Raw genomic sequence first — 25,465 nt, forward strand, 5'->3', positions numbered from 1 at the left:
CGTTCAGACCCTCCGCAGAATGCCGAGGCGCCTACGAATTAACGCGGTGCCGATGATGTAGGGCGGGCCAGCGAGCAAGCCCGCTACTGCCCAGACCCAGAGGTCGACGTCGGCGTAAACGAGCGCGCCGACGATCCCAGCCCAATAAGCTGCCTCGAGGAGGTGCATGAAGGCGTTGAGGTAATCGCGTCCCGTCGTCTTCGGAACGACGAAGCTGTTGCGGCGCGGCGTGGCCATATCCGGCACTCCCGTTGATAATTGCGTGAACATACGGGAAGCCGGGGCAAAGCCAAGTCAGGTTTGGTCCGATCAGACCGCGGCTTTCAGCGGCTCAGGTTTCTTCCCGTCGGGTAGTTTCTCGCGAAGGTGGTTCCGTACTAGCGCCGCGGAGAACGGCTTCCCGATGAACGTCGCCTTCTCCGGCAGGTCGCCATCGTTCGGTTTGACGCGACCGCTGGCGATGACAATCTCGATCCACGGCCACCGCGCCGCGACATGGTGAGCGAGGGCAAAGCCGTCCGTCTCTCCTGGCATCTCGACGTCAGAGAAGAGGAGCGTGATACCTTCGGCGTGCTCGGGGAGCATAGCTTTCGCAGCATCGCCATGATCGGCCGAATGACAGCGAAACCCAACATCCTCGAGGATGCCGCACGCGTCCATAAGGATGATAGGGTCATCATCGACGACAAGCGCGAAAGGGATCGTTGAGGGTTCCATTCCCCTCAAACCCTTGATTTGGAGCAAAGTCTCCTAACACGCGTCGATTTTCCAACGACTGTCACGCGGTCGAGCGCCGGACAGTCGGGGGGAGGGGAGGTACATCCTCACGACGTTATGCCGACGTTCCCGCGATAGTACCTTTCGGACAGACGACGCTCGCGCACCGCCAGCACGACGAAGGTGATCGCATAGGCCAGTCCCGCAGCAAGCAGGACCAGAAGCGGCACACCAAATGCTGCCAAAGCGATGATAACGGTAGGTCCGATCATGCTGAGGAGCGTGAAGCTCTGCGAGGAGCCGGGTGCGCGAAGTCCGTCCCTGTTGGTGCGCCAGTCTGCTCCGCGGCCTGCTCGCATCGCAGCGCGCATGTTCCACAAGCCGGCTCCCATCGCGATGGCGATCCCCAGAATAAGCAAAACGTGCATTCCGAACCTCCAACGTGTGAGATGTGTGTGACCTTCATAGGGCTGCGCGGTCAAGCGCGGCGACCTGGTGCCACCACTGATGATGTTCCCGGCAAGATTCATCCTGTGGGATCTACGTGGTATGAAGAAAAAGACTTGCGCACCCTGTTCACGTTATGTTCAATACGCGCCACAGGAGGACGACCATGAAGTTGAAGGACGCGATGCGCGGCTATGATTACGATCTGCCGCTTCTGGATGCGCTAAACGATCCGCAGCTGTCGGTCGATCGCCGGGTGCTGGCCGGAGCGACCATCGGCGTCGGCCTGGACATCGCCTATTTCGCAATCCGTGAGCTGGAGGAAGCGTTCGCGGCCTTGGCGCACGACCATAGCAACGGCGTCGAGGAGGGTGTCGGCTTCGAGGAGGTCGCCGAGATCCTGAAGGCGCAGAGCCCGTTCCAGATGCGTCTATGGCACCTGCTGGACGTGACGCCCCTGCAGCTGGCGCTCGAGGACCTCGCGTGGCTCAAGAGCCTCGCGTATCGCCGCGGCCGTATGGCGGCGGTCGTCCGCGACGAGAACCTGCCGATCACCTACATGACCGATGAGGCGCTCTGCGAAGGCGTCACCGCATCGCAGCTGATGGCGCGAACGCAGGCGAGCAGCTGATCTGTCTTCAGGCGACCAGTACCTGCATGGTCTCGGGCGCCTGGGGCCTCTGCCGCGATACGCGGAAGGGTTGAGTAGCGTTGCCGGTGCGAACGACGAATTGATCGACGCCGGTCGCTTCGCGCAGTTGGATTGCGACGGCATAGGCGTTCTCGAAGGACGCCAGTGAGCGGCAGGTAGAAGCTGTGTTGAGCATGGCGCGGTACTCGTCTGGCACGTCCTGTCACGGCACGCGCCGCAGCGCGTCCGTTCATGGATTGTTGAACATGTTGGGTATATCAAAGGGAGCGGACCGGATTCGACGCACTCGCGTTTAATCGGTCTATCCGCCGTTTCGACGGAGGATCCTTTGATGATGGGGTCGGGGCCGCTGCTATCGGTTTCGGCCCCATTTTCGTATCCGCCGCTTGTGAGAGGCGCCGTAGGCGTCCAATTTAGCGGGGCATCATCATCCCGCTGGCGAGGCCAACCACGTAGCCGTCAGCCTCGGCCTTTCGCTTGACCATCTCTTCGCACGTCAGCGGTTCCGAAGGCGGAGCCATGCTTGCTGCTCCGATCATGCCGCAGAAGCCGAGCCCTGCAACCACGGCGGTTACCTTCAAAGTCACCGCACCACCCTGGTAGAGAATGGTTATGGAGGCGGTGACCAGGACCGAGATTACGAACACCAAACCAGTATGATCCATGGTTTCAACTCCTACAGAGTTACGATATGGAAGCATCGGCGAACGGCATCGCAGGCGCGCGCCAATCGCACCGCGTCACACCAAAAGGACGCAGCTTTACAGCGCCGTTAAACGCTCCGTTTTACATAACCATTATTATCGCTCTGAAAGAAAGCGCGCTGCCGATACAGGCGTGCAGGCGTCTAACAGGCGCTAACAGCAGCCTGATTACTGGCGCGTCCGGTCGCGATTAAGCCATCTGTCGAAAGGACCGAACAGCTTCGGGAGTTTGTAGGTGACAAGACCGATCATAAAGAAAAGGCCGCTGCCGAGAAAGTTCTGAGGTAGCCGGTCAGGGGACAGTCCTTCCCACATCAGGCCGGTATAAACGCAGGCGAGCCCGATCAGGTAGACGACAGCGGCGAAGCCCGAAGCTGCTACCATACCGTAACCGACGCTTGCGACGGCCTGGTCGTCAATCTGCCCTGTAGCCCGCTTCATCATCGCGAGGAGCAGGACGAACATCATCACCACCATCGGTGTCCCGGCGACGATCTGAAGCCATTCGATGGCAACCATCTCTCCGAAGGGCCCGGATCCAAGCATGGCAATTCTCCCTCAATCTGTCCTTACGTCTTTCACCCTCCCCTCTCAATCGCGCGTCGCTCCCGTTCGTGGCGCAGGCGGTCAACCGTCGCGACGTCTGCGTGAGATTGGATCAGCCGATCGAGTGCGTCGTCAGGAAGGTATCGCGGATCGAGTTTCGGTCCCTTGGCCTTGGGCGCATCGCGCCCGATGGCGATCAGATGACGGCGGTTGCGCACCTCGACCAGTAGCGCTCCGCGTTCCGCTCGGTTGAAGGCGCGATCGAGACCGTAAAGCCACCCCGCCGAGGCCTCGACCAGCATCGCCTCGCAGCGCTGAAGATCGTCATCGTGACGGCATTCACGGATTCGGTCGACCGTCAGGGCGCGTGCCGTCTCGCGGGTTCGGCGATAATGATCGCTGTTTGGGCCTTCGAGCGCGAAAAGCCGGTGCATATGGCGGACCCACGCTCCCATGCTCTCCCATGCAAACGGCTTCGGCGCGCTACGCGGTTCTGCACGATAGGTTTTCATCGGGGCGAGGGACCGCGGCGGCTTTTTGTCGCCGTAGAAGAGGTCGGGCTCCCGCCAGCTCATCGGACCGGCTCCAGGTCCCGCAGCTCTGCCATCTCGATCTTGGCCGTGCGCTCGGCTCCGACGGGATTGAAGAAGACATAGCAATGGTCCGCGAATGGGGCTCCGCATAGGCGCCACACCACGCCTGCCCGACCGAGAAAGCGTTGGATTCCGAATGCCGGATCAACGGATCCCGGTGCGTCGACCAGTCGGACGCGCTGGCGCACTGCGAGCCAGTTTCCGGCCTTGCGGACGATCGCGGCGCGTTCGTCCGGCGACAGGATAGACGGCCGATCTGATCGTGGCGGACCGAACGTCGCAAACGGGTCGCCTTTGATCCGCTCCAGCTTCTGCTCGATCGCTTCGACAGGCGGCCGATCCCAATCCGGCGCGGCCCGGTTGCGACGGAAGTGTGTCGTCGCTTTGGATCCGAAGAGATCCTGCTGATACCCAACAACACGCCGCTGGCGTTGCTCTTCGGCATAGGTGGCTCGCCATACGTCGTCGTCCGTTTGCGGCCTCGGGGCTTCATCGGCACGACGAACGAGCGCCATCAACTCGGCGAACTCCTCCGGGGAGGTCGTGGCTATGCGCGGATCGTACCTCATCGCAGGACCCTCGACAGGTGTCCTGCGTACACTGAGACCACCTTCCAATAGGCAGCCATGGGGGCCTTGTGACGCCGCCAGCATTCCTCGGCTCGCGTCTGCGCGTCGTGTCGCAGCTCGAGGAGGACGAGCCGTAGCTCAGCTCGGGTCGCCGGCGTCATCGCCTGCAGCCGGGCAATGCTCGGCAGCGCGAGGACCGGGTTGCGCACATGGGCTTGGCTGGACCGCGGCCGCGAGAGGTTGGACCGATCGACCATCATGCCTCTCCCCATTCAAGGCCACGGCCTTCGGTGATCGCCTGTATGGGGCTGTGGTCGACTGCGAGCGCCATGCGCAGCGGCGAAACCCAGATCGCCTTGTGCGAGAGCGTGAAGGTTTCGCCGAGCCGGGCGAGTAGCAGCGCTTCACCTATTTCCTCGGCCATGCCCTGCGCCGCAGCCGATGGGACCGCATTGCCGATCCATTCCCGCTTCTTGGCGTCCGATGTTCCCTCGAGCTCGAACGGTTGGGGCATCGACCAGGCATCGCGTTCGCCGTCGAAGCGGAAGACCTCCTCGGGGTCGAATAGCGACTGAAGAGCGGCCAGCTCCAAGGTCGTAAACGGTCGGTGCCATGTCCCATCGGAGGCGATGATCCGGGCAACCACCCGATCGTTCGGTGCCGGCAAGGTGGCCAGCGGCTCGGCCTCGGGGATGCGGGGATCCGCAACCGACCACTTGCCGCGGTCGTATTTCGCGTAACCGGGGACAGCGACGCTCGTGTCTTCCCAGCGGACCACGCCATAGTGCGCCTGGCTGTTGTAGCTGTGCTGATCTCGGGCACCGGAGCTGAGGCCGACCGGGCGAGGATCTGCGACCGACAGCGCACCGCCAGCGGGATGGATGGCCCCGGTGACGACCTTGGCGGTATCACCAAAATCGGTAACCGCGAGGATGTTGCGATGCGTGCCCGACGCATATCCCGGCCTCGGGTCGGCGACAGAAAGCGCACCAGACCCTACGCGATCCGAGCCGGTGATCGTCGGGGCTGCTTGGTCGGCCGCAACCACCTTCATCTTGTTGTGGTGAGCGCCGCTGCCGTGCGTCGGCCGCGGGTCGGCGACGGGCTCGCCAGCTTCGGAGCCGCCAAGTGGCACGATCCGAAACACGTTGCCTAAGCGCGGGGCGGCGGTTCGAGGGTCGGAGACGGCATAGGGGCCGGTTCCGACCGATACGTCGGCCTTGATGCACGGTGCTGGCTCTGACCACGGCCGCACGCCGAGCTGGACGCTCTTGGGATGGCCATTCACCCGCGGATCAGCGACGGCATGGGCACCGCCACTCGGCTTGGGGCTTCCGCTGATCGTCGCCGCGCTCTGCTCCCAGTCACGCACGCCGAGGACGTGACGATGCGTGCTCTCGCCGTAGTCGGGGCGAGGATCCGCAACGCTGTAAGCCCCGTTCGTCGGACCGGTGCGACCTGCGACGGTCCCGGTGTGGCCGTCCCAGTCGCGGACGCCGAGGACATCGGCGTTCCAGTCGGCAGGAACGCGGACGTCGGCAACCGAGAAGCGGCCTTGGGCCGGCGAGCGGGCCGAGGTGAGCGTCGGCGCGGGGTCAGACCAGTCGAGGACGCCAAGCGCGTTCTCTCGCAACGCCTGCTCGGGTACGATGGCGAAATCTCGGAGGTGCCCGTCCACGACGGCGAGATCGTTCAGCGCGCGCCAGTCCCGGCCCGCCGGCACGAAGGCAAGGCGCACCCACGTCTTCCACTGGAGCGCGGGCACGCGGTGCATGACGCCTGCGACCGGGTCGCCGGGCAGCGGCAGCTTGCCGATCACCTCGCCGACACCGCGCAGCCGCTTCTTGGCGGGCTGATAGATGAAATTCGGCACCTTGGACGGATGCCGAAAGAGGCGGAGGAACCGCTTGCGGCTCTGTGCGAGCCCGCCGATCGTGCCGCAGTCGTGGATACTGTCCTCGACGTCGCTCACCACATACCCGTAGGCGCGGTACAGAGCGTCGATCTTCGCAAGGAAGCGCGCGCCACGCGACGAGGCGATCCGCGGCACGTTCTCGAAGGCAACGATAGCGACCGGATCGTCACGATAGGCCTCAAGGCTGAGCATCATGCCGCGCGTCGTGAGGTCGTTGAGCGCCTGGTACTTGGCGGTCTCGGCCGCCCGCGCCGACAGCAACCCGGAGAAGCCTTTGCAGGGATAGCTTGCGAACAGAATGTCGAGGCGGCCGAACACGCTACGCACGTCGCGCGGCGTCGCTTCGCGCCACCCTGGAGGTGGCGCCTCACCGTGGAAGGCCCGGTATTGTGCCTCGCTGAAGAGGTCCATGACCGTGCCCTTCACGCCGGTCAGGCGCTCGAAATTACGGATGGCGCCTTCATCGACATCGATGCCGCCCGCGCACTCGAACCGGCCTCGGAGTGGTCCCACGCGGGGATTGGCGGCGTTCATGCCGGCAGCGCCGGCGCCAAGGCCGCACGCCATGTGGCCGTGGCGGATCACCACCTCGGCCGTCGCGTGCCTGAATGCGTTCATTGTGAGGCTCCCGGATCTACATGACCCAACAGCCCCTCTCCCCCTTCCCTCCCTGACGCCGCGGGCGACACGCCTTCATCGGCTACAGCATCAATCGGACCGCATCGGTGCTGCGCGAGGCACCGTCATACCCTCGCTGCCATGCGTGGCGCAGCTTCGTGCCGCGTCGATAGGCCGAATTGGCGTTGCCCATCACGAAGCTGCGCCAACCCGCCTTCTCGGCCTCCCATTCGGCGTTGCCCGGCGCCGGGCCGAGAAGCTGTACGAGGTCGAAGCGCCGATCGCGTGGACGGCATTGACGGACATGGTTCTGCTGAGACTTAATGCCCGACACTGCGGTCTCCTATCGTGAAGGGGTGAAGGATGAACGAGATGGCCGCAGCTCCCGCGCTCGCCGTGCAAACCCCGCGATCCGCCTCAAGGCCGTCCCTATGGGTCGTTGCGGCACTGCTGATTGCGCATCAGGCGGCCCTCACCATCATCCACTATCTCGTCGGCCCTGCGCTTGGTTTAGATCCGGCCTCGGCCTCGCTCACCGCCGCGTCGATCGCCCTTGGTGCCGTTGCGATACTCAGCCTGGTGGCGATGGATATCCGCAAGGTCGGCCGCTCTCGCGCTGTTTTGATGGTCAAACCGGATTGGGATCGTTCGACCCTTGTGACCATGCTGGGCGGCCTTGCGGTTGCGCAAATGCCGCTCGGCATATTGGCTTTGCAGGGTGCCACCGTCTGGCAGTCGGGTGCGTCGAGCAATCTCGAGGTCGGCCGCGCACTGGTGGCATCAATGGCCGGGCCATCCGGCATCGCGCTGCTTGTTGCGACGGTGCTGGTCGCGCCGATGGTCGAGGAGGTGCTTTACCGCGGATATCTGCTCGGCACACTCGTTGATCGTGGCTGGCGCGTGGTGGCAGTCATCGCCTCGGCCCTGTTGTTCGTCACCTTGCATTTCGAGCCAGCAAATCTCGTGGCATCGCTATGCCTCGGGCTGGGGACCGGCCTATGCGCCGTCCAATCGCGCTCCATCGTTCCTGGCTTGATCGTCCACATCGCGAGCAACGCATTCGGCATGTGGTATGCGACCCTTGCCTCCTGAGACGGTCAATGCCTGCCTCGGTCGGTCCACCGGGTTCGCCTCAGAGGTCGCCGCGCAACATCATCATGAGGACCCGGCGCGTCTTGGTTGGATCGGCGGGGTCTTCTGATCCGTACTCTCGGGCGAGATCGTAATAGTCGATCGAGAAATAAACGGTCTGCCCGCGAAACTCGAACTCGCCGCGATTTCGCTCCCGATCGCGCGGATCGAAGGCGCAGCGCCGAAGTGCATCGACGATCCCAATCTGAACCGCGAGTGCGCTCGTCCCGTCCTCGGTGAACGTGGCGAGGCAGGCGCTGGTCATCATCACCTTAGCCGTGCGATCAAGGCCTTGCCGGCACCGATCGTTGAGGCGGCCGATAGTATCGATATTGCTGTCGGTCGTATCGACCATCTGAGGTCTCCGAATAGGCGCGCGCAGCGCGCAGTCCCGGCGTTGGGTTCGTGATCCAGATTCACCAGTCGAAGACTGGGAGACCGTCGGCTTCAGGCTCGTCGCGATCGAGCATAATCCAGAAGGCGGATTTCGCGCGCGCGAGGGCCATGCAGGCTGCGAGGTCGACCGGGAGCGTCTCGTCGACGTCCTCCGGCACGTAGATGAACCATCCGTATTCGCCCTTCTCCCAGGCTGGGCCGGGATAGGTCGGCAGGAAGGTGTTGCAGGTTTCCTGCGTGATGTGAGCGGTCGACAGAACGAGCATCGGCTCGATCGTCGGATCTATCGGCCGCGCATCCTGATTGTCGTTCATGGTGTCCTCCGTGAGGGATCAGGCCGCGAGCGGCGTTGGTCGGGCGAACAGCCCTGCGTTGAAGCGCTCGAGCCAGCTCTGCATGGTTGGGCGTTCGCCAACGGGCACGAGCGCGGCGACGTCCTGAAAACGGATCAGGTCGAGCGGCGCGTCGCGCCAAATGCGGTCGATTTCCCGGCTTGGGAGAAGCCCTTCCGCTCGAATGAAGTCGGTCATCCGGCCTGGGCGCGCTTTGGTCGAGCGGCGCCATAGCCCCTCCACGGTGTGGAGCCTCGGCGCCGCTCTAGCTTCGACCAAGACGATCAGCCGAAGGCACCAGCGAGGAAGGTCGCGGATCTCCTCAGCCTTGTTCGCGATGCAAATCCATTATGTCGCCATTGAGACGATCCATTCCCTTTGACGGGATAAGGATATTGTCCCATTATCGATCGGGTCGGGGCAATAAAATGGAAACGCCCAGTGTCATGTCGAGGGTTCAGTGCATCTTTTCCCGTTCGATCCTTGGCTCGGCGTCGAGCCTATACTTCTTGATGGGACGATGATCCGGCCTGCGCTTGATGACTCCATAAAGCAGGACGCAATCAAATACTTACCCGAAACAAATCTCCCTTCTCTCCTTCATTCCGACGGAAGCCCCGTTGTAGAAGTCAATTCGTTCATCACGTTCCTGCGATCCGATGGCGTGTCCCTTGCCAGCGCAGGCCACTATGCTCGAGATCTTCAGGTCTTTGCCCGTTACCTGCGGGATGCGCGTTCAAAGTCGTTACTCGACGCATCGAGTGCCGACGTAGGGAAATATCGCAGCCTTCGGCTCGAAGGGCCGGGCGAGCTCCGACTATCGGGATCGTCTTGGAAGCGCACCTCTGCGGCGCTAACGCGGTTCTATCAATGGGCCGCCAGCGAGGACGCAGGACTGATATCAGTTGCGCCGAAAACCAGATTCCGCCGTGATGGCGCGGTTGCCGAAGATACGATCCGCATGATCCCGCTCGAGGATTACGTTCTGTTCCGAGACCAAGGCCTGCTCGGTGGGGGTTACGCGAACGGCATCACTCACCGGCGGAATCCGATGCGCGATGCCGCGTTCGCCGAGCTGCTTGTGACGACAGGGGTTAGGCTCGAAGAAGGCGCAAGCCTTCTGATCGGTGAGCTTCCGACGACGAACGCCCGCGTCTTTCACGGCTGTCGCAGCACCATGATCGACCTGCCCGCCAGAATCACCAAAGGGCGCAAACCTCGATCAGTGCCGTTCCCGAGGCGGGTAGCCAGTAACTTCATCGACGCTTATATTCGCGAGGAGCGGAGCCAGTTGGTCGATCGCTGGCGACGCGCGGGTGGGGTCCGGACCATGCGGCAGCCGCTCATCGGCACGCTTGCAGGCGGGCAACGCGTTTTGATCAAGGGCGAGCGGCGCCCTCGATCACTGGCGACTCTGCGCATCGACGAACGACGCAACCTCCTATTGCTGCCCGGATCGGGCGCACCATTGGAAAGTGCGCAGCCGGCAGCATTGTGGCTGGCGCAGGACGGCCAAGCCCTCACCCCCGCGGCATGGCAGTCGATATTCCGGCGTACCAGCAAGAAGTTGTCGGAGGACATGGGCTGGGACCTACACGTATCGCCCCATACCCTCCGGCATACCTTTGCCGTCTACTGGCTTACACACCTCGTCAAAGCGGAAGTGATGAGGCTCGACGATCGATCTGTCCCGGATCGAACCGAGGAAATCTACATGAAGGTTGTCAGCGACCCCTTGCGCCGGGTCCAGCGATGGCTGGGTCACGCCAGCGTCCTGACCACTGAAAAATATCTCACCTACCTCGATGAAGCCTTCGAAATCGTAGATCAGGCGGCCGAGGCGCTGGACTCTCGTCTGATGGGCTTCTTCTAGCAGTGGGTCGCCCTCGCCTCTCGTTCCGCGATTTACCTCCGCAGCAGGATGAGGAGCCGCGAGCCGACGCGATCGTAGCCTATCATCATCGTGACGGTGTCGGGCGCGAAATGACCTGGTTGCTGCACGAGGTGGGGAACGAAGGCCTGGGTCGCGATCTTGCCTTGTACCTTGGGCCGATGATGAACGAGCTGTTCGCCGGCCTGGCCGTCCCGAGTGTCGAACAGTATCGACAGAGCTGGATCCCGCTCGGGAAACATCTGTCCTCCAGCGGGCGCCTCAACGGGGGGCTTCGCGTGATCACGGCCGCTGACATCGATGCCTGCGACGTTCGGGGTCAATACTCCCGGTTCCGTTGCCTTGTTCACGGCCTTCGCGCGATAGACGAACGAAACCCTGATCTGCTTCGTCCGGATCTGAAGGCGCGGATCAACTTCACGAGCCGGCACAACGGAACGGCATTACGGCCCCGCGAACCGTTGACACCGTTCGTCGCTCGCGTCCTGAAAGACGCCGCTGATCGCAGCGTGGTAGCTACACGCGAAAGGATCTTGTCGGGCCGCGAGCAGATCGAAGCTTTGCGAAACAAGCCGGAGAGGAGCCGCTTTGAGAATGTGTTCCTGAGGGTCGCCGACGGCACGCGCCCCGCTCGAAGCGAGTTCGACATGTTCAAATATCGCAAGGTTGCCATCGCCGCGGCCAGCGATCTTCTCGTTCTGACCCTGCCTGATGCGATCTGCTTCATCATCGCCATCGCGCTCCGGGTCGAAATGCCGATAGAATGCCTGCGGACCCTGCGGCGCGACTGCCTGAAGAACCCCGCGAGAGGGTACGTCTCCATTGAATACACAAAGGGACGAGGCGGCCCCCGCGCGAAGATCAAGCGCGAACGCGTGCGTGATGGTGGAATTAATACGCCCGGCGGACTCGTTCGCCTTGCCCTCGAACTATCCCGACCCGCCGCCGAGCGAATGGCCGATCGAGGGGACCCGAATGCGGATTACCTGTGGGTGGGCTTCGTTGCAGCCGGACTGCCGAGCTGGCGGCGGTTCAGCCTTTCTACCCACAACTTCTATGCCGCGATCAGGAGCCTTGGGCTCGTCGACGAAGCGGGCAAGCCGATAACCAAGATCGTTCCCGCCCGGCTAAGGAAGACGGTGAAGCGGGACAATTACTTGCGCCACACAGGCCACCTTCGGCGCTTCGCGAGCGATCACTCGAAGCCAGTTGCCGCTCGGCATTATGCCGCGGTGGACGGGCTTCGAGAAGAGCATGCACGCTCGGTAGCGGTCGCTGAAGGTCAACTGTTCGACATGGCGATGATGCCGTTGGTCCTGCCACCGAAGGAGGAAGTCAGCGCGCTCGCATCCGGCCTCTCGATCGGAAACCAAAAGCTCGACGCAGGCGCGGTCGCGTCGTTGGTCTCAGGCGATGCCGATACGTTCCTTGGCATGTGTTCCGGCTTTTGGTCGAGCCCTCTTGGGCGGAACGACAACGGCTCCTGCGCCACCGCGTTCACCGGCTGCCTCCATTGCTCGAATGCAGTGTTCACCGCACGAAAACTGCCTGCATTGCTGACCTATCTGACATGGCTAGCTGAACGGCGCGCCGTCATGACGGAAGCGGAGTGGCACGAGCGCTACAGCGCCGACCATAATCGAATTATGGTACAGATACTCCCCGTGTTCGACGCTGGCGATATCGAACAGGCTCGGTCCACGGCGGAAAATGCCGCTGTGGCGCCAGCGCTGCCGCCACATCTTCAGCGGGGCTGAACATGCGTCGGGTTCTGGAACGTGCCGAAGCATCTTGGCGGATTGACCGTTCGGCATTGGTGATTCCGCCCCAGATGGTCGTGAGTGGCCGTGAGCAGCAGAATATCTCTCTGGTCGGGGACGATAAGTGGCTGCTCGAATGTGCCATCGCGCGGCCGACAAAGGCCCATGAAGCCTGTATCTGCTTCGGTCGGATCGCCGATGCTGATGAGCGGGAGCTCATACGAGAATACCTGTTCCTGTCTTTAAACTACGACTCCCGAGACAATGTGCGCGGCCGCCTCGGCGTCCTGAAACCTGGTTCGCTGATGCAGGTCGGCAATATAATCCGGCATTTTCTACAAGAAGTGCGGGAAGCCGGACTTCGACTCCACGAGATCGATCAGCCTTGGCTGGATCAGTGGCTGTCCGCGAAGCGGCACCTCGCACCGGCAACTCTTGTCTACAAGATCCTCTGCGTACGGCGACTTGCGCTCTATACGCCCTCCCTGTCGTTCCGGGGAATCGAGATAGCTCCTTGGGGTAACCGTTCAGCGACTAGGATCGCGGGATACCGGGGTGGCCGAGAAAATGTCACACCGCGAATACCGGAAGCCATTAGCGCGCCGGCGTTGCGGTGGGCCATGTTCTACGTCCATCATGGGATCGACGATCTTATCGCCCGACATCGTATAGCTGGCATCAACATCGCCGCGCGTCGGCAGAGAGTGTCACCGAAACTAAGCGACCAGCGCCTGCGCGCTTATTTGGATGCGCTTGAAGCATCGGGCTCTGGAGTACCGGCGACCCAAGATGGTCGACCCGCGTGGCCAGAAATCTGCAAGGCCAGCGGCCTCGGCGTGGCAGTGCTGAAGGCACGCTCAGCTATGCTCGAGAAGGCAATCTCGCAACTCGGAACCGAGCGCCCAGGCGCAAGCAGTGGTTGGGCCAGCATGCCAGGAACAAACATTGCGTGGCGGTCGCATCTTCCCAGCTTCAGCAGCCGTTATACCTTCATACCGGCGATAGCCGCGTGCTATCTCGTAATCGGCCTATTATCAGGAATGCGCGGCGAGGAAGCGGCCGCGCTCAAGCGTGGTTGCCTCAGACTCATGCGCGACGAACATGGGAAGGTTAAGGGCTACGAACTCGTCGGAAGAATCTTCAAAACCCGTAAAAACGTCGACGGCGCTGAACATCGCTGGACCGTGATAGAGCCTGTTGCCAGGGCCGTATTGGCAGCAATACGGTTGCAGGACTATCTACACAACAGCGCCGATCGAACGGAAGCGCCGCGAGATGATGAGCCCCTGTTCAAACCGGCCTTGATTCGGGGGGTGGGCAATGTCCAGCTTACGGCGCATCAATCGACCGTATACCTGAATTACTTTGCCAAAGAGTGTCGCCGGCTCGCCGAAGAAATGGCAGCGGCGGCGCCCGCCGAAGCCGACCGCATACTGGCACTTTATCATATCCCGGACGAGGGTGATGAACCCTGGCGGTGGCGCACGCGTCAGCTCCGCCGCACCCTTGCATGGTACATCGCCAGTCAGCCCTTCGGCGTGATCGCGGGCATGATACAATATGGGCACGCGAGCGCCATGATGTTCGAAGGCTATGCGGGCACTTCCCAATCCGGCTTCCGTTCGGAGATCGAAGAGGAACGTCGCCTCGCTCAGCTCAGCGATATCGTCGAGATGTACGAGGACTGGAAGGCAGGGATCAATCCAGGCGGCCCCATGCGATCGAAACTCGTCGCCGAATTTACAAGCATCAGAAACAAGATCGGAGATCTGCCCGGCACGGTCGTTGATGATCGGCGCCGCGCAAAAATGCTCTCGAACACCGCCGTCACGCTTCATCCGGGTTATATCAACGACTGCTTCTTCTATGCCGACCACGCCCTCTGCTTGAAGGTGAAAGGAGCTGAGGCGCAGCCGGCATTTACGAGGTGCCAGCCTGCTCGTTGTCCGAACAGCGTGGTGGCGAGGCGGCATGTGCTGGCTCTGCAATCATGCATCGCAGATGCCGAGACCATGAAAAATGGCAAGAACATCAGCCCGATCCAGAAACACGCCATTGAGGCACAGATCGATATTTACAGGCAGTTGCTGGAACAGGTCGAACGATGACGACGAAAGCGAACCCTCCCCGGAAATCGCAAGCCACCGTCGCGCTGCTTGACGCCTATAACCGCTTGCGCGACGGCAAAGGCACCGCGACGAATGGCAAGCTGAGCATAACCAATGTTGCGCGCGAGGCGGGGGTCAGTCGAGCGACGGCCTATCGATGCTCCAAACTTCTCGCTTTGTTCGATGAAGCTCCGAAGCCGCCGAAGGCTAAACCACAAAGCACGAGCGGCAAGGCCGAGCTGCGAAACGTGATCAACCAGTTGCTCAATCGTATCATCATGCTGGAGGCTGCGTTGGAAGCCAAAGACGCGGAACTCCGGCAATTGCGCTCAATGCTGCCAAAACCACGGCCGGCCGACTCATGATGCGAGCAAGTCCTGAGGACATTACAATCGACGCCACGTTGCACGCTCAATTCGCTCTACGCTACATGGCGACGCGAGACCGCCACGGGCGGGCTACGCATTGAAGGCAGGTTCAGTGTAAAACCCTCCCCGCTTGCGCAGCACTGATCCTCCCCTGCACAACGCTTGATGGATTTTGGTTGGGCCCATCACTCGACGAAGAATTCCCTCAATCAACGGCCCGCCTGCGACCAGCAGCTTGAATGGGTATCTCGCATGTAAATGACCGCGATTGGCCGTAAGGAGAACGGCAGGTATGGACCGCGGAAGGCAAACAACTGCCATTCTTAGGCTGGCGATGCAGGCCCCAATGCTTCGATAATACGGCAATCCGCAACGATGCCGCCATCGCAGGAATCAATTACCGCCTTCAGCTCTTTGCGAAGCGCCGCAAGGTCCGAGAGCTTGCGGTCAACTTCAAGTAGGTGCTCTTTGGCGATCCGGTCGATACCGGCGCAATCGCAGCTGCGGTCGCCCGAGATGCTTAACAGCGCACGGACCTGATCGAGCGAAAACCCGAGGTCGCGGGCCCGGCGGATGAAGGACAGTCGGCCAAGTTCCGCCTGCCCATAGTCCCGGTAGTTGCTCGTTGTCCGCGCCGGCTTAGGCAGCAGGCCGATTTTCTCATAATAGCGGATCGTCTCGATCTTCGTGGCCGTAGCCTTGCCCATATCGCCGATCGTGAATGCCATACCCTTGACCCTGTAGTTGCTACAGGCCCTATATGGCCTGTCATCACCGAAACAGGAGATGCATATGGCCGGCGGATGCTGCGGCGGATCACAGGACAATACCGAAAAGCTGAACGATGCGGCATGGCGGCGCGTGTTATGGATCGCGCTTGTGATCAACGCGGTCATGTTTGGCGTGGAGATTGTCGCCGGTGTCACTGCCGGGTCTGCATCGCTCAAGGCCGATGCGCTCGACTTCCTGGGCGACGCTGCCAACTACGCGATCAGCCTCGGCGTCGCGGGCATGGCGCTGGCGTGGCGAGCGCGGGCGGCTATGGCCAAGGGCGTATCGATTCTGTTGTTCGGGATTTGGGTGCTGGGCAACACGATCTGGATGGCGACGCAGGGCATAGTTCCAGCTGCTGAGACCATGGGGATCGTGGGCGTGATCGCAATGGTCGCGAACCTTGCCTGCGCCGCGATGCTCTGGCGTCACCGCGCGGGTGACGCCAACCGGCGCTCGGTCTGGATCTGCTCGCGCAACGATGCGATCGGCAATATCGCCGTGGTCGCCGCAGCGCTGGGCGTGTTCGGCACCGGCACGGGCTGGCCGGACATCGCTGTCGCAGCAATCATGGCCGCGCTCGCGCTGTCCGGCGGATGGCAGATCATCCACCAGGCGCGCGGTGAACTGAGGAGCAGGCCTATTCTCCGCCGAAGCGAATCCGCACCCCTCCGTTGAGGACAAACCCGTCGGTCGGTGCCCAGGCATCGACCGTCCATGCCCCCGCCGGTGCGCGACGCGGCAGGAGCAGCCGGTCATATTTCGTCTGCCGCACATTGAGCAGGTTTTCGGCATTGAGGAACAGGCTGACCTTGCCCAATATCACTTCGCCCATAGCGCCGAGCTGGACATAGGACCTGCTTTGCGTCCGGTAGGGATTGTCGTCCGGTATAGTATGCCTCGATCCCGAAACGGCCACGCCCTTCCTTCTCCCACATTCCGACAAGGCCCGCGCTGTCTCGGGGCGTCAGTGGTACGATCCGCCGACCAGAGCCATCGAGATCGGGTTCATTCGCGGCGACATGCACGTAGCTGCCGGTCAGAGACAGAGCCTGCCAGCGATAACGTAGCAGCACTTCGGCGCCGCGCGTCCGCGTGACGCCATCGGCATTGATGAGCGTGACATGATCCGCGTCCACCGTCTGCAACTGTTGGGCATGGTCAATGCTCGAGGCAAACAGGTTGAAGTTCGCTTCGAACGGTCCGCTGGCGTAGCCGAAGTCGATCGACCCGCTGTTGGCAAACTCCGCTTTGAGCTTTCCATAAGGCAGAAGGCGCGCAAGGCCATTGGCCTCTGTCTCCTCGACAAACGGTGTCGGCGCGTAGAAGCCGCGTCCCAGCGACGCACGGATCGTCCAGGGCCCAGGGCGATAGAGCGCGGAAAGGCGCGGGCTGACATGTGAGCCATAGTCGCTATGCGCATCCCAGCGCAGGCTCCCCGCCAGGGTCAGCCGGTCGGCCAGTTCCTGCTCACCCTGCACGAAAAGCGCGGGCACGGTATAACTGTAATCGAAGGCTGAGAACGCTTTGGACCGATAGTCGTCCAACTGGATCGCAGCGCCTGCCAGCCATGTCGTCTCGCCTGCCTTGCCGCCGAGCGAGGCCTCAGCGAATGCCGTGCGGTGGCGGTCATTCTCCACTGTCTTGCCGAAGACATGGCGATGCGATTGGGTAACGCCGGACGCGCGCAAACGCAGCGTGCCGATGCCTTCCAGCGGTGTTTCGGCCGTGAGGCCGAGGTCGTAGCGCCGGCTGTGCAGCGTCTGCGCGAACGGCGATCCGTCCGGCGCATTGGCTTCCGGCATCGTTCCGCCGTCGCGCTGCTCCGCCATCGCGCCGAAAGTGACCAAGGCTTTGGTCCCATCGGCAGTGTTGACAAACAGACGGGGCCGGACTGTGAAGCGCTCATAGCCGGGCATGTCGGCCCAGCCGTCATCGTTCAGATCCTGTCGGCTTTGACGGTCATAGCCAGCGGTGACCGAGGCACTGAACACGCTGCTGAGCGGCGCGGCGACATACCCCGTCACATCCTGTCCGTCACGACTGGTAGCATTGAGCAGGAGTTCGCCTTGCGACTCGCTGGCCGGACGACGCGACACCAAATTGATGACGCCGCCCAGTGCTGAGGGACCGTAGAGCGCCGATGCCGCGCCCTTGATGATCTCCACCTGGCCAAGATCGGTGGGCGGGATTTGCAGCAGACCAATGGAGGGTGTCTGCCCACCATAGAGGGGCAATCCGTCGGCCAGGATCTGCGTGTAGCGGCCCTTGAGGCCTTGGATGCGGACATTGGCCGCGCCTAGCGCGGGCGATGTGGTCTGAACCCGCACGCCCGGCGTCTCGCTGACGAGCATGGCGATGTTGCCGGGGCGCATGAGGAGCTTTTCTTCAATCTCCTCGCGATTGATGACATCGACACGGATCGGTTCGTCCTGAACCCTGCGCCCCGTCCGTGTCGCCTGGACCACAATCTCGGTCTCAGCCTCCTCTGTGTGGTCGGCCTGGACCTGTGCTTGCGCATAGGCTGTACCGGCCATCATGGTTGCAATAACCAGCGCGCTGCTCCCGACACAGACCCTGCCGGCACGAACCATCAAACTCACATTGCCCCCGTTCCTGCCCGACATCTGACGCCGGGTACGGAAGGCTCCATAAGACCTGTAGCGACTACAGGGTCAAGAACGGTTTTCAGGATCTGCTATTGGCCGTTGAAACGTCCGGGACGGTGCGCATTGCGTCGGGAGCGCGCGTAGGCCCGGACATTCTCCTGACGGTAACACCGGCAGCCTTGTGTAAGCCGCGCAGCCGATGATGACCTTCAGAAGGCAGCGTGACAGGTCAAGCAGGAACAGTTATCAGGGGGCGCCGAGAATAGAGTAGCAGGGTGGTGTCTCCTGCGCCCGCATATCGTGGGTTCTTCCCTGCCGCGGCGTAAACCTGACCATGTCGGGAAGACGCCTTGTTATGACAGGGCCGTGCTTTCCGATGGAAAAACGGAGCGCACATGAATTACGTCCTACTCGCGGTGGCGATTGTGTCTGAAGTGATCGGCACAACTTTCATGAAGCAGAGCGAAGGTTTCACCAAACTAGCGCCCAGCCTTCTCACTGCCCTCTCGTACATCGTGGCTTTCTACTGCCTGTCGCTGACATTGAAGACCATTCCCACCGGGATAGCTTACGCAATTTGGTCGGGCTGCGGCATCGTATTGATCGCAGCCGTTGCCTGGATCATTCAGGGGCAAAAGCTGGACTTACCGGCAATGGCGGGAATGGGTTTGATCGTGACTGGTGTCATCGTGATGAACGTGTTCTCGCAGACTGCTGCTCACTGATCGGTCGGGGTCGGCAGCTTCCGGGGATTGCGGTGCATCGGCTGAGCGACCGGAATGGGCGCGTAACAGACATTTCCCAATCTGTCGGCGCAACGATCAAGGCCGCATCAGCAAGTCCCGACGGGCAATGGCAAGTCAGTTTCTTCCGCTCAGCAAAGTCATTCCGGATGCCGCCGCGACGAGTCGCACCGCCTTCGGCGGTTGCGCTCGGGACAGTTGCAAAGTGCAGTAGCGCTTTGCAACTGTCCCGAGCGCTTCAATGGCCTCGGATCGTCTCAAACGGCGGATAATTTTGTAGCCCATAAATAAAGGGTTGCGGTGAGACGAGACACCATCTGCAAACATAAGATCCAACAGGCCGATTTCGGGGGTACTGGAAGACCTTCGGCGATGATCCGCCTGACGCAGGCATCGCGGTCCCAGCCCCATTCCCGCAGCGGCGACTGACAGTCATAGAGCGGATCCTCGATCGACAGCGCGTGGTTTGCGCGAAGTGTGTCGCGGGGGCCTGCGTCATAGCCGATGAGGCGCGTAACGCGCTGGCCGCGGTTCCAGGCGTCGATCGCCGGTTGCCAGTTGGCGAGAAAGGCATCCTGCGGCGCCTTCTTGTATTTGAGGCTGCAGCTCGATCCGCCCAGGCTCTTGCTCGGCAGGGTGGCGTTCGTGAGGCACATCTCCAGCAGGCCGTAATAGGGCGGCCAGTGTTTGAACCGTTTAGGGGTGTACGAGACCAGTTCGTGCCTGATGCCATGCCCGTCCATCCAAGGACGGATGACGTCGAGATAGGCGTATGTCGCCGGCTTCTCGACGCCGGTATCGGCGCTCAGAACGAGGTCCGGTGCCCGGCCTCGCGCCACGAGCTCAACCAGCAGGGCGGTGCTGTCGACCCCGATGCCGTAGGCCAAGACGACGGGTGGCGGGGGCATGTCCATGTCACCCGACCTCCGGTTGGCGCTCGGCGATCGTGACTGACACGCCCGCCGAGGTCATGGTGACCGTCACCGAGCGATCCGCTGGCACATCGACCGGATAGTCGCGAAACAGGCCGCGGATGTGTGCCTCGAGCGCAGCATCCGTTCCCTCGAGCAAAGCCAGAACCCGGTCGCTGGCGTCGCGCCGGAACCGTTCCTCCTGGGTTTCATAACTGTCGGCGCAGCTGTCGGAGCTCGGTTCGAAGGCAGCGCGCTGGAGGAGCGAGATAACGTCCCGGGCCAGCAGCTCCGCACCGCGTCGGACGAAGATCACGACGTCGTCGACTTCGGTCGAAAGATCGAAATCCGGACCAAAGGCGACGTCGGCGTCGCAGGCGACCGTCGTGACCGCGTCGCCGTGGGCGACGGTCACTTCGAGCGTCAGCTGCTCGACATAGCCGTTGTCGACGTCCGAAGGTGCCCCCTCCTCGTCGCGGATGTGGAAGGTGCGGCCCTCCTGCTCGATGGTGAAGCCGAGCGTCTGAACGCGCGCGAGCCCGTCATACCAGCGATAGCCGGCGAAGGCGGGCTCCCCGAACACGAGCGGACCAGCGAATGGCTTATGATGCTGAATAGCCAGCTCGGCAGGCTGCGCCACGATGGCGGCCACGTCCGGCATGATTATCATCGTGCCGTCGTTGAAGCTGCTGCCGGACATATAGCTTTCGCCCGCCGCGGCATGCGGAGCGCACCAACCATGGAGACGACATTCGGCCTCGGGCAGCGCGACGCCGAGCCGTCGGGCTTCCAGCCAGTCCTTATGCGACAGCCGATGCGATCCCTCCAACGCGATAGCGCCGAAGATCGCCTTGCTCGCGGCCTCGCGCAGCGCCGTAAGCGCGTCGTTCTGAACGACTTCCTTGCGAGCCGGGAGCACCAGCTGGAGCGCCGGGCAGTCGACGATATCGACCAGCACCGTCCATTCCTCGCCGCGGCCGACCTGCTGCACGACCGGCATCGGGCACGGGATCGTCAGGCCATGGAAATTGAGACGAGCCGCGCCTCCCCGGCGGTGATGCTCCTTCACCACGCCGATGCGGCACCCGTTCCAGCGCTCCTCATAGATCGCCTCGTCCAGCCACGGCGTCTGCTCGACGCTTTCGCCGTCGAAGGTCACGGGCAGAGGATAGTGACGCGCAACATGGCTCAGCGCCGGCAGGACCTCGTCCTCCCAAGCGGAGTCCATGCGGATGCTGATCGAGGTGCCTCGCCCGATCGGATCCGGCGAGATCGCGATCGGCCGGCTGCTTTCCCACGCTGATGCCGGGATGTGGGCGCACCAGCCTTGGTGGGCGGCCTGGGACCACGAACGGATGATGACGTCCCTACCGGCAAGACTGAAGACGCCCATGCCGGCGGGATCCTCGCGGCGAGCGATCGTGTCACTCCACCCGGAGCGGCCCAGCGTGACGATACTGGCCGGGTCGGCAATGCCGTGACCGTCGTCGACGATGTGCAGGAGACGGTCGCCGGCGCGGCCGATCGTGGACACGGCGACCGTGCTCGCGCCGGCTCGGCGCGCGTTCTGCAGCAGCTCATGCAGGATGTCGCTGACCGAGCCGTTGAACAGCCGGGTGACCTTGTTGATGGTCTCGGGCGCGACACTGGTGGAGATCGTGGCGGGAAGCATGGCGGATCCTTCGGAGCCGTGCGAGGGCAATTCCCCGCATCCGCCATCACCCTCCCTCTCCCCTTTTTCGCCCCTGCGGCGCCGGGATGCGCCGCCGAGGCGGACCGCTCACGGCCGCTGGGTCGCCGCGCGCAGCTTGTCTCGCGCGCCTGCCAGCTGCCGGATGCTCTCTTCGAGGAATAGACCCTCGGATGACGCCTCGGCGGTGGTCGCGGCGCGTTGTCTCAGTACCTCGAGGCGACGCTCGATCGCATCGGCCGTCACGGTGACCTCCTGCTCGGAGAAGGCAATCTCACGGGGCGGTGGAACAGGACGGATCGGCGCGGCGGTCACCGCCAAAGGCCGAGCTTCCTTTGCCTCGCTGGAGGCGAACACGCTCCAGAGGTGTGCCTCGGCGTCGAACAGCGTGTCGAAAGCGTGGCTCGTGTTGCTCACGTTCACGACCCACTGCCGCAGATCCCGCTCCATGAACCCCGGCTCGTAAATCCGCCCCGGCGTGTCGCCATCGTCATCATACGCCAGGTCCATGCCCGCGGCACGAAGGCCGTCAACTGCGCGCCCCGTCAGGCGCCAAGCGTCGAAGCGTGCGCCCTCCTCGGACGCAGTGAGGTAGCAGCGGGTGGCGATGTCCCACGCAGCATGCACCCGCTCGAGGTCGTCCTCGAAGCGCTCCCGCTCGCCACCCGGGAGCAGAGCATTACCGCGTTCCGCCTCCCATGCCTCAAGCATGAGGATGTTGGTGTCCATGAAATCGTGCGACGCGCAGACATTGTCCGGCGTGGTCCGATTCCGGAGCCTCGTCTCCTGCCACTCCTCTGCGGTCATCTCATAGGCGACCCGCTTGGAGAGGCTGCAGGCAAGCGCCTCGATCGACGCGTGTGTCAGCACAGCGTCGTAGTCGTCGCCCGCGTAGATCACGGTCAGCTCGCCGACTGCGTCGCGCCGGCTGAAGGTGAACCTCGAACTTTCGGGAACGTCACGCTTCGCTGGATCCGCGTAGTCGATCCATATCTGAGCAGCCTCGCCCATCGGGCCGACGCATGGGCCGAAACTCGGCGCTGCCTCATGCCGCCAGCTCATCTCCGACCACGTCGCCGGGATCGGCATCATGGTTGCGAGCGGGTAGTCAGGGAAGAGCCACGGCCATTTCGCGTCGACGGCGCTGGTCGTGTAGCCGTGACTTATCGAGACCATGCTGCTGTCGGTGGCCATACCCCGATATTCGGCGATGCGCTCGGCGTCGCCATCGGCGCCTGCGATCAGCTCGCGCAGCACGTAGGGCCAAATGCCGATACCCACGGACACGTTGAGGAAGCCGTTCCATGTCGTATCGTCGGTATAGCCAGGGAAGGTCGGGCCTTCGCCGAACGACCATAGGACGGGACGCATCAGATGGTGCGAAGGGGGATGCTGGGGGTCGGACAAGGGAGTTGCTCCTGACCGGCTGATTCCGGTGCGCGCTTCCCCGCCCCCTCCCCTCCATGGCCTTGGGCTGCCTGGACGCTCTGGCTATCCGGCGTCGCGCCCCGACAGCGCCATCAGCGGCGTTGCTGCACCGAAGCGCCGGAGCGTTGCCGCCATCTCAGAGCGCAGCTTAGCCTTGCTCGAGACGACGACGTCATGGGGCAGCTGGACCCCGTCCGCGCCGGCATAGCCGGTCGCAGGCCGATCATCGCCGACATAGACCCGGATCAGATGCCCTCGGCCGGGTGCCGCGCCGATATGCCGAGCGGTGAACTCGCCGAGCTTGCCCGTCAGGCCATGGATCAGCTTGCCCCAGCGGATGTGCCCTGCGGCCATGTTCTCGTCCGAGCCGTAACCGCGATCCAGCCACGCCCGTAGGTGAGCGCGCTGCTGCAGCTTGGTGTTTCGTGTCCGCTCCATGGTTCGGCAGAGCGGCAGGGCTCCGGCAACAGCGTCGAGGAGGTGCAGGTCTTCCCCCTGCAAAGCGACCAGGACGTCTTCTATATTCCGGCCCATAATCGCCGCTCGGAGCTGGGCGGCCGCATCAGCGTGGCTGACCTGCCGTCGACCGTGTCGCATTGCCTGAGGCAGGAAGCGCTCGATCGTGGCAAAGCCGTCGTTGCTAAGGACGATGATCGCCATCTCGTCTGCGCCCTGTCGCTCACGGATGATCCGCAGGAAGTCCCATTTGGCGCGCTCGGGCGCCTCGAGAGACACGTCCTCGTCGCTCAGAATGATGAGGCGGCGCGACCAACGGGCGGGCCGGGCTTCGTCGCCTGGTTTCGGCCAGCTGCTCGGTATCGGGCGTGCGGTAGCGACCGGCAACGCTGGAGGCGGCATGTTGCTTTGACGCAGCTGCGCGAGGTTGGTCCGGCGCGCTGCGTCGAACAGGTCGGTCCGATCGCCACCACCATCGGTGAAGCCCTGATCGTAGGCCGCGCGGCGGACCTGCAGGGGCACCTCGCTCGGGATGCCGTCGGGATAGCTGTGCGGCCATCCGACATGGGCCGCATACCAACCGTCAGCGTAGCGGTTGGCGACGTCCCAGTCGTAGCCATGATCGTCGCGACCGCGCAGAATGGCGAGATCGCGATCGTTCACCTTGCCCTCGCGCGCCTGGTTCTCGAGGAAGGCGAAGTTTCTCGCCTGGCGCTCGGCCTCGGCTTGCACGCGCATCGCCTCGAAGATGGGTCTGGTGGCGATCACGCGTGCACGGCTGCGGGCCTGACGGTCGGCAAGGGGTGCATCGTGCGGAAGATCCGGAAAGTCCCGCCACGATGCAGCGAGCGCCTCGGCCTGCTCCGGCGTTCGACCGCGCGCCAACCATGTGCGCGGATCTGCTGAATTGAAATCGTCGACGATCATGACACCCTCCGTGTCGTGGCGCCCGCAGGCGCGACGGATTGGCTCAAGCTGCCGCCCAACGGGCTCGGGCGAGCGCAGCTTCCTCCGGGAAGGCCGACGCGAGATTTGTGTGGAGCACCTCGAAATCCGGGATCGGGAATGTCCCGTCAGGATCTGGGCGTGTCGTCTGCAAGGCGCCGATCAGCAGCTCGGTAACGTCGAGCTGGTGGATCGTGGCAACGCTGCCCTTATAGCTGATGGGCGGCGAAAATCCGGCCTCCAGCCAGCTGCCAAGGCCGTTCTCGACCAGGTCGACATAGGCCCCTACCTGTTCGTCGTCCTCATCGTCGATGCGGAGGGAGAGCGTGCGATAGGTCCCGAAATCGTGGCGGTTTGCGAGAGGCTTCAGGCGGCAACCCGCGGGAGGCTCCCCGAACCGCGCGATGATCGCCAGTTTATAGGCGAAGACCTCGTGGGCGTTGACGGTATCGAAGTCCGGCGTCTGCCCAAGCTGGGCGCAATCCTCGTTGGCGGGCGCTCCGCCCAGGTCGATGATGTTGGACATGAGAGGTTCTCCGTTGATCCACCCGGATCAACAGCCCCCCCCCTCTTAACTTTGGCTTGGGTCAGCCCGTCCCGCTACAAAGGCGGCGATCCCCGCCATGCCGATCAGGAATGAGCTTCCTGACGCCAACCACCACGTCACCGGCCCTTGGTACGCGGCATACAGCGCGAGCGCCGCCACGTTCGTGCCGAGGAAGAATAGCAGGAGGTTCTTGATCGACTTTCCGGCTTGTGCGCTCAAGGGAAGTATAGCTGCGCCGGCAAGCAGGACAGGCAGGCAGCCCCAGATCATGGATTCTGCTGACGCGAACATAGGACTCAGTCTATCGTGCCTCGTCTGTCACCGCTAGAGCGGTCATCAGCGGTCGCGATGCTCGGAATAGGCTCGTTGCTGCCTCTTTCCCGCTGCCATCATCAGCGAAATGGCGATGATCTGCGCGGTCAGGGCCTTCAACAATCCGCCGTCATCAAGGATTATCGACATGACGGCGAAAGCCAGTGCGCCGAACGTAGGCGCGAGTACGTGGATCGCGCTGGTCGCCGGCAGCTCGTGACAGAACACGAAATACGTCATGGCGAAGGTCCATAGGAAACAGACTATCAATGTCATCCAGGCGACGTTGCCAAGGTACATAGGGGG

29 protein-coding genes and 1 pseudogene are annotated in these 25,465 nt (G+C 62.8%); 8 read left to right on the forward strand and 22 right to left on the reverse strand.

Annotated features, from left to right (window positions below; all coding sequences use genetic code 11):
• Positions 1 to 3: 3 nt before the first annotated feature.
• The 3 genes from MF609_RS15015 to MF609_RS15025 all read right to left on the reverse strand — a co-directional run bounded on the left by MF609_RS15015 (position 4) and on the right by MF609_RS15025 (position 1,145).
• The gene (locus MF609_RS15015; protein ID WP_156442288.1) at positions 4 to 237 is read right to left on the reverse strand and encodes a hypothetical protein; all 234 of its coding nucleotides are present in this window, start codon (positions 235 to 237) and stop codon (positions 4 to 6) included.
• Positions 238 to 309: 72 nt separating this feature from the next.
• Positions 310 to 717 carry a response regulator gene (locus MF609_RS15020; RefSeq protein ID WP_066773415.1) on the reverse strand — a complete coding sequence of 136 codons (408 nt, stop codon included), beginning with the start codon at positions 715 to 717 and terminating at the stop codon, positions 310 to 312.
• Between the two features lie 107 nt (positions 718 to 824).
• A complete protein-coding gene (locus tag MF609_RS15025) occupies positions 825 to 1,145 on the reverse strand; it encodes a hypothetical protein (RefSeq protein WP_066773412.1) in 321 nt (106 codons plus the stop codon).
• A gap of 185 nt (positions 1,146 to 1,330) precedes the next feature.
• On the opposite strand from MF609_RS15025, the gene MF609_RS15030 reads away from it, so the two are divergent.
• On the forward strand, positions 1,331 to 1,795 hold the full coding sequence (locus MF609_RS15030) for a hypothetical protein (protein ID WP_183937287.1): 465 nt from the start codon (positions 1,331 to 1,333) through the stop codon (positions 1,793 to 1,795).
• 7 nt (positions 1,796 to 1,802) lie between these two features.
• On the opposite strand, the gene MF609_RS15035 is transcribed toward MF609_RS15030, so the two are convergent.
• The 7 genes from MF609_RS15035 to MF609_RS15065 form a co-directional block, all read right to left on the reverse strand.
• Positions 1,803 to 1,991 carry a hypothetical protein gene (locus MF609_RS15035; protein WP_066773433.1) on the reverse strand — a complete coding sequence of 63 codons (189 nt, stop codon included), beginning with the start codon at positions 1,989 to 1,991 and terminating at the stop codon, positions 1,803 to 1,805.
• A gap of 238 nt (positions 1,992 to 2,229) precedes the next feature.
• Complete coding sequence (locus MF609_RS15040; RefSeq protein WP_066773408.1) at positions 2,230 to 2,481, reverse strand: hypothetical protein; 252 nt, start codon at positions 2,479 to 2,481, stop codon at positions 2,230 to 2,232.
• A gap of 207 nt (positions 2,482 to 2,688) precedes the next feature.
• Positions 2,689 to 3,039, reverse strand: a complete 351-nt coding sequence (locus MF609_RS15045; protein ID WP_156442287.1) for a hypothetical protein — start codon at positions 3,037 to 3,039, stop codon at positions 2,689 to 2,691.
• A 59-nt stretch (positions 3,040 to 3,098) separates the two neighbouring features.
• The gene (locus MF609_RS15050; RefSeq protein ID WP_066773402.1) at positions 3,099 to 3,641 is read right to left on the reverse strand and encodes a hypothetical protein; all 543 of its coding nucleotides are present in this window, start codon (positions 3,639 to 3,641) and stop codon (positions 3,099 to 3,101) included.
• Positions 3,638 to 4,228 carry a hypothetical protein gene (locus tag MF609_RS15055; RefSeq protein ID WP_066773399.1) on the reverse strand — a complete coding sequence of 197 codons (591 nt, stop codon included), beginning with the start codon at positions 4,226 to 4,228 and terminating at the stop codon, positions 3,638 to 3,640. Before MF609_RS15055 ends, MF609_RS15050 begins: the two co-directional genes overlap by 4 nt.
• Positions 4,229 to 4,484: 256 nt before the next feature.
• Positions 4,485 to 6,761 carry a DNA cytosine methyltransferase gene (locus tag MF609_RS15060; RefSeq protein ID WP_066773395.1) on the reverse strand — a complete coding sequence of 759 codons (2,277 nt, stop codon included), beginning with the start codon at positions 6,759 to 6,761 and terminating at the stop codon, positions 4,485 to 4,487.
• An 82-nt stretch (positions 6,762 to 6,843) separates the two neighbouring features.
• Entirely contained in the window at positions 6,844 to 7,095 is a 252-nt protein-coding gene (locus MF609_RS15065) for a hypothetical protein (protein WP_221211855.1), read from the reverse strand.
• A gap of 29 nt (positions 7,096 to 7,124) precedes the next feature.
• Between MF609_RS15065 and MF609_RS15070 the strand changes: the two genes are divergently transcribed.
• Entirely contained in the window at positions 7,125 to 7,853 is a 729-nt protein-coding gene (locus MF609_RS15070; protein WP_066773393.1) for a CPBP family intramembrane glutamic endopeptidase, read from the forward strand.
• Positions 7,854 to 7,893: 40 nt separating this feature from the next.
• On the opposite strand, the gene MF609_RS15075 is transcribed toward MF609_RS15070, so the two are convergent.
• From MF609_RS15075 to MF609_RS15085, 3 genes and pseudogenes are all read right to left on the reverse strand, one after another.
• On the reverse strand, positions 7,894 to 8,247 hold the full coding sequence (locus tag MF609_RS15075) for a DUF3768 domain-containing protein (RefSeq protein WP_066773391.1): 354 nt from the start codon (positions 8,245 to 8,247) through the stop codon (positions 7,894 to 7,896).
• A 61-nt stretch (positions 8,248 to 8,308) separates the two neighbouring features.
• The gene (locus tag MF609_RS15080) at positions 8,309 to 8,602 is read right to left on the reverse strand and encodes a DUF5983 family protein (RefSeq protein ID WP_066773389.1); all 294 of its coding nucleotides are present in this window, start codon (positions 8,600 to 8,602) and stop codon (positions 8,309 to 8,311) included.
• A gap of 18 nt (positions 8,603 to 8,620) precedes the next feature.
• A pseudogene (locus MF609_RS15085) lies at positions 8,621 to 8,968 on the reverse strand (hypothetical protein); the annotation flags it as partial.
• A gap of 172 nt (positions 8,969 to 9,140) precedes the next feature.
• Here MF609_RS15085 and MF609_RS15090 point away from each other — a divergent pair.
• The 4 genes from MF609_RS15090 to MF609_RS15105 all read left to right on the forward strand — a co-directional run bounded on the left by MF609_RS15090 (position 9,141) and on the right by MF609_RS15105 (position 14,744).
• Complete coding sequence (locus MF609_RS15090) at positions 9,141 to 10,493, forward strand: tyrosine-type recombinase/integrase (protein WP_037522502.1); 1,353 nt, start codon at positions 9,141 to 9,143, stop codon at positions 10,491 to 10,493.
• A gap of 110 nt (positions 10,494 to 10,603) precedes the next feature.
• Complete coding sequence (locus MF609_RS15095; RefSeq protein WP_048939653.1) at positions 10,604 to 12,268, forward strand: hypothetical protein; 1,665 nt, start codon at positions 10,604 to 10,606, stop codon at positions 12,266 to 12,268.
• A 2-nt stretch (positions 12,269 to 12,270) separates the two neighbouring features.
• Positions 12,271 to 14,379 carry a site-specific integrase gene (locus MF609_RS15100; protein WP_048939652.1) on the forward strand — a complete coding sequence of 703 codons (2,109 nt, stop codon included), beginning with the start codon at positions 12,271 to 12,273 and terminating at the stop codon, positions 14,377 to 14,379.
• On the forward strand, positions 14,376 to 14,744 hold the full coding sequence (locus MF609_RS15105; RefSeq protein ID WP_010409068.1) for a hypothetical protein: 369 nt from the start codon (positions 14,376 to 14,378) through the stop codon (positions 14,742 to 14,744). Before MF609_RS15100 ends, MF609_RS15105 begins: the two co-directional genes overlap by 4 nt.
• 326 nt (positions 14,745 to 15,070) lie before the next feature.
• Here the strand turns inward: MF609_RS15105 and MF609_RS15110 are convergent, their stop codons facing one another.
• Positions 15,071 to 15,475 (reverse strand): MerR family transcriptional regulator, encoded by a 405-nt coding sequence (locus MF609_RS15110; protein ID WP_066675305.1) that lies wholly within the window; start codon positions 15,473 to 15,475, stop codon positions 15,071 to 15,073.
• Positions 15,476 to 15,539: 64 nt separating this feature from the next.
• Here MF609_RS15110 and MF609_RS15115 point away from each other — a divergent pair, with 64 nt between their 5' ends.
• On the forward strand, positions 15,540 to 16,196 hold the full coding sequence (locus MF609_RS15115) for a cation efflux transmembrane domain-containing protein (protein WP_066675301.1): 657 nt from the start codon (positions 15,540 to 15,542) through the stop codon (positions 16,194 to 16,196).
• Positions 16,197 to 16,273: 77 nt separating this feature from the next.
• Here the strand turns inward: MF609_RS15115 and MF609_RS15120 are convergent, their stop codons facing one another.
• On the reverse strand, positions 16,274 to 18,055 hold the full coding sequence (locus MF609_RS15120) for a TonB-dependent receptor plug domain-containing protein (protein WP_242417096.1): 1,782 nt from the start codon (positions 18,053 to 18,055) through the stop codon (positions 16,274 to 16,276).
• Between the two features lie 467 nt (positions 18,056 to 18,522).
• Here MF609_RS15120 and MF609_RS15125 point away from each other — a divergent pair, with 467 nt between their 5' ends.
• The gene (locus MF609_RS15125; RefSeq protein ID WP_066675293.1) at positions 18,523 to 18,852 is read left to right on the forward strand and encodes an SMR family transporter; all 330 of its coding nucleotides are present in this window, start codon (positions 18,523 to 18,525) and stop codon (positions 18,850 to 18,852) included.
• Positions 18,853 to 19,127: 275 nt separating this feature from the next.
• Here MF609_RS15125 and MF609_RS15130 read toward each other — a convergent pair whose 3' ends face one another.
• The 7 genes from MF609_RS15130 to MF609_RS15160 all read right to left on the reverse strand — a co-directional run bounded on the left by MF609_RS15130 (position 19,128) and on the right by MF609_RS15160 (position 25,399).
• Complete coding sequence (locus tag MF609_RS15130; protein ID WP_336944789.1) at positions 19,128 to 19,784, reverse strand: hypothetical protein; 657 nt, start codon at positions 19,782 to 19,784, stop codon at positions 19,128 to 19,130.
• A 1-nt stretch (position 19,785) separates the two neighbouring features.
• Entirely contained in the window at positions 19,786 to 21,453 is a 1,668-nt protein-coding gene (locus MF609_RS15135) for an ATP-binding protein (protein WP_066773386.1), read from the reverse strand.
• 108 nt (positions 21,454 to 21,561) lie between these two features.
• Positions 21,562 to 22,878 carry a hypothetical protein gene (locus MF609_RS15140; protein WP_156442286.1) on the reverse strand — a complete coding sequence of 439 codons (1,317 nt, stop codon included), beginning with the start codon at positions 22,876 to 22,878 and terminating at the stop codon, positions 21,562 to 21,564.
• An 84-nt stretch (positions 22,879 to 22,962) separates the two neighbouring features.
• Positions 22,963 to 24,282 (reverse strand): hypothetical protein, encoded by a 1,320-nt coding sequence (locus MF609_RS15145; protein WP_066773382.1) that lies wholly within the window; start codon positions 24,280 to 24,282, stop codon positions 22,963 to 22,965.
• 43 nt (positions 24,283 to 24,325) lie between these two features.
• Complete coding sequence (locus MF609_RS15150; protein ID WP_066773379.1) at positions 24,326 to 24,826, reverse strand: hypothetical protein; 501 nt, start codon at positions 24,824 to 24,826, stop codon at positions 24,326 to 24,328.
• Between the two features lie 45 nt (positions 24,827 to 24,871).
• Positions 24,872 to 25,117, reverse strand: a complete 246-nt coding sequence (locus tag MF609_RS15155) for a hypothetical protein (RefSeq protein ID WP_066773377.1) — start codon at positions 25,115 to 25,117, stop codon at positions 24,872 to 24,874.
• A gap of 66 nt (positions 25,118 to 25,183) precedes the next feature.
• A complete protein-coding gene (locus tag MF609_RS15160) occupies positions 25,184 to 25,399 on the reverse strand; it encodes a hypothetical protein (RefSeq protein ID WP_156442284.1) in 216 nt (71 codons plus the stop codon).
• Positions 25,400 to 25,465 lie beyond the last annotated feature (66 nt).

The sequence above is a fragment of the Sphingomonas panni genome (assembly GCF_022664435.1).
GTDB classification, from domain to species: domain Bacteria; phylum Pseudomonadota; class Alphaproteobacteria; order Sphingomonadales; family Sphingomonadaceae; genus Sphingomonas; species Sphingomonas panni.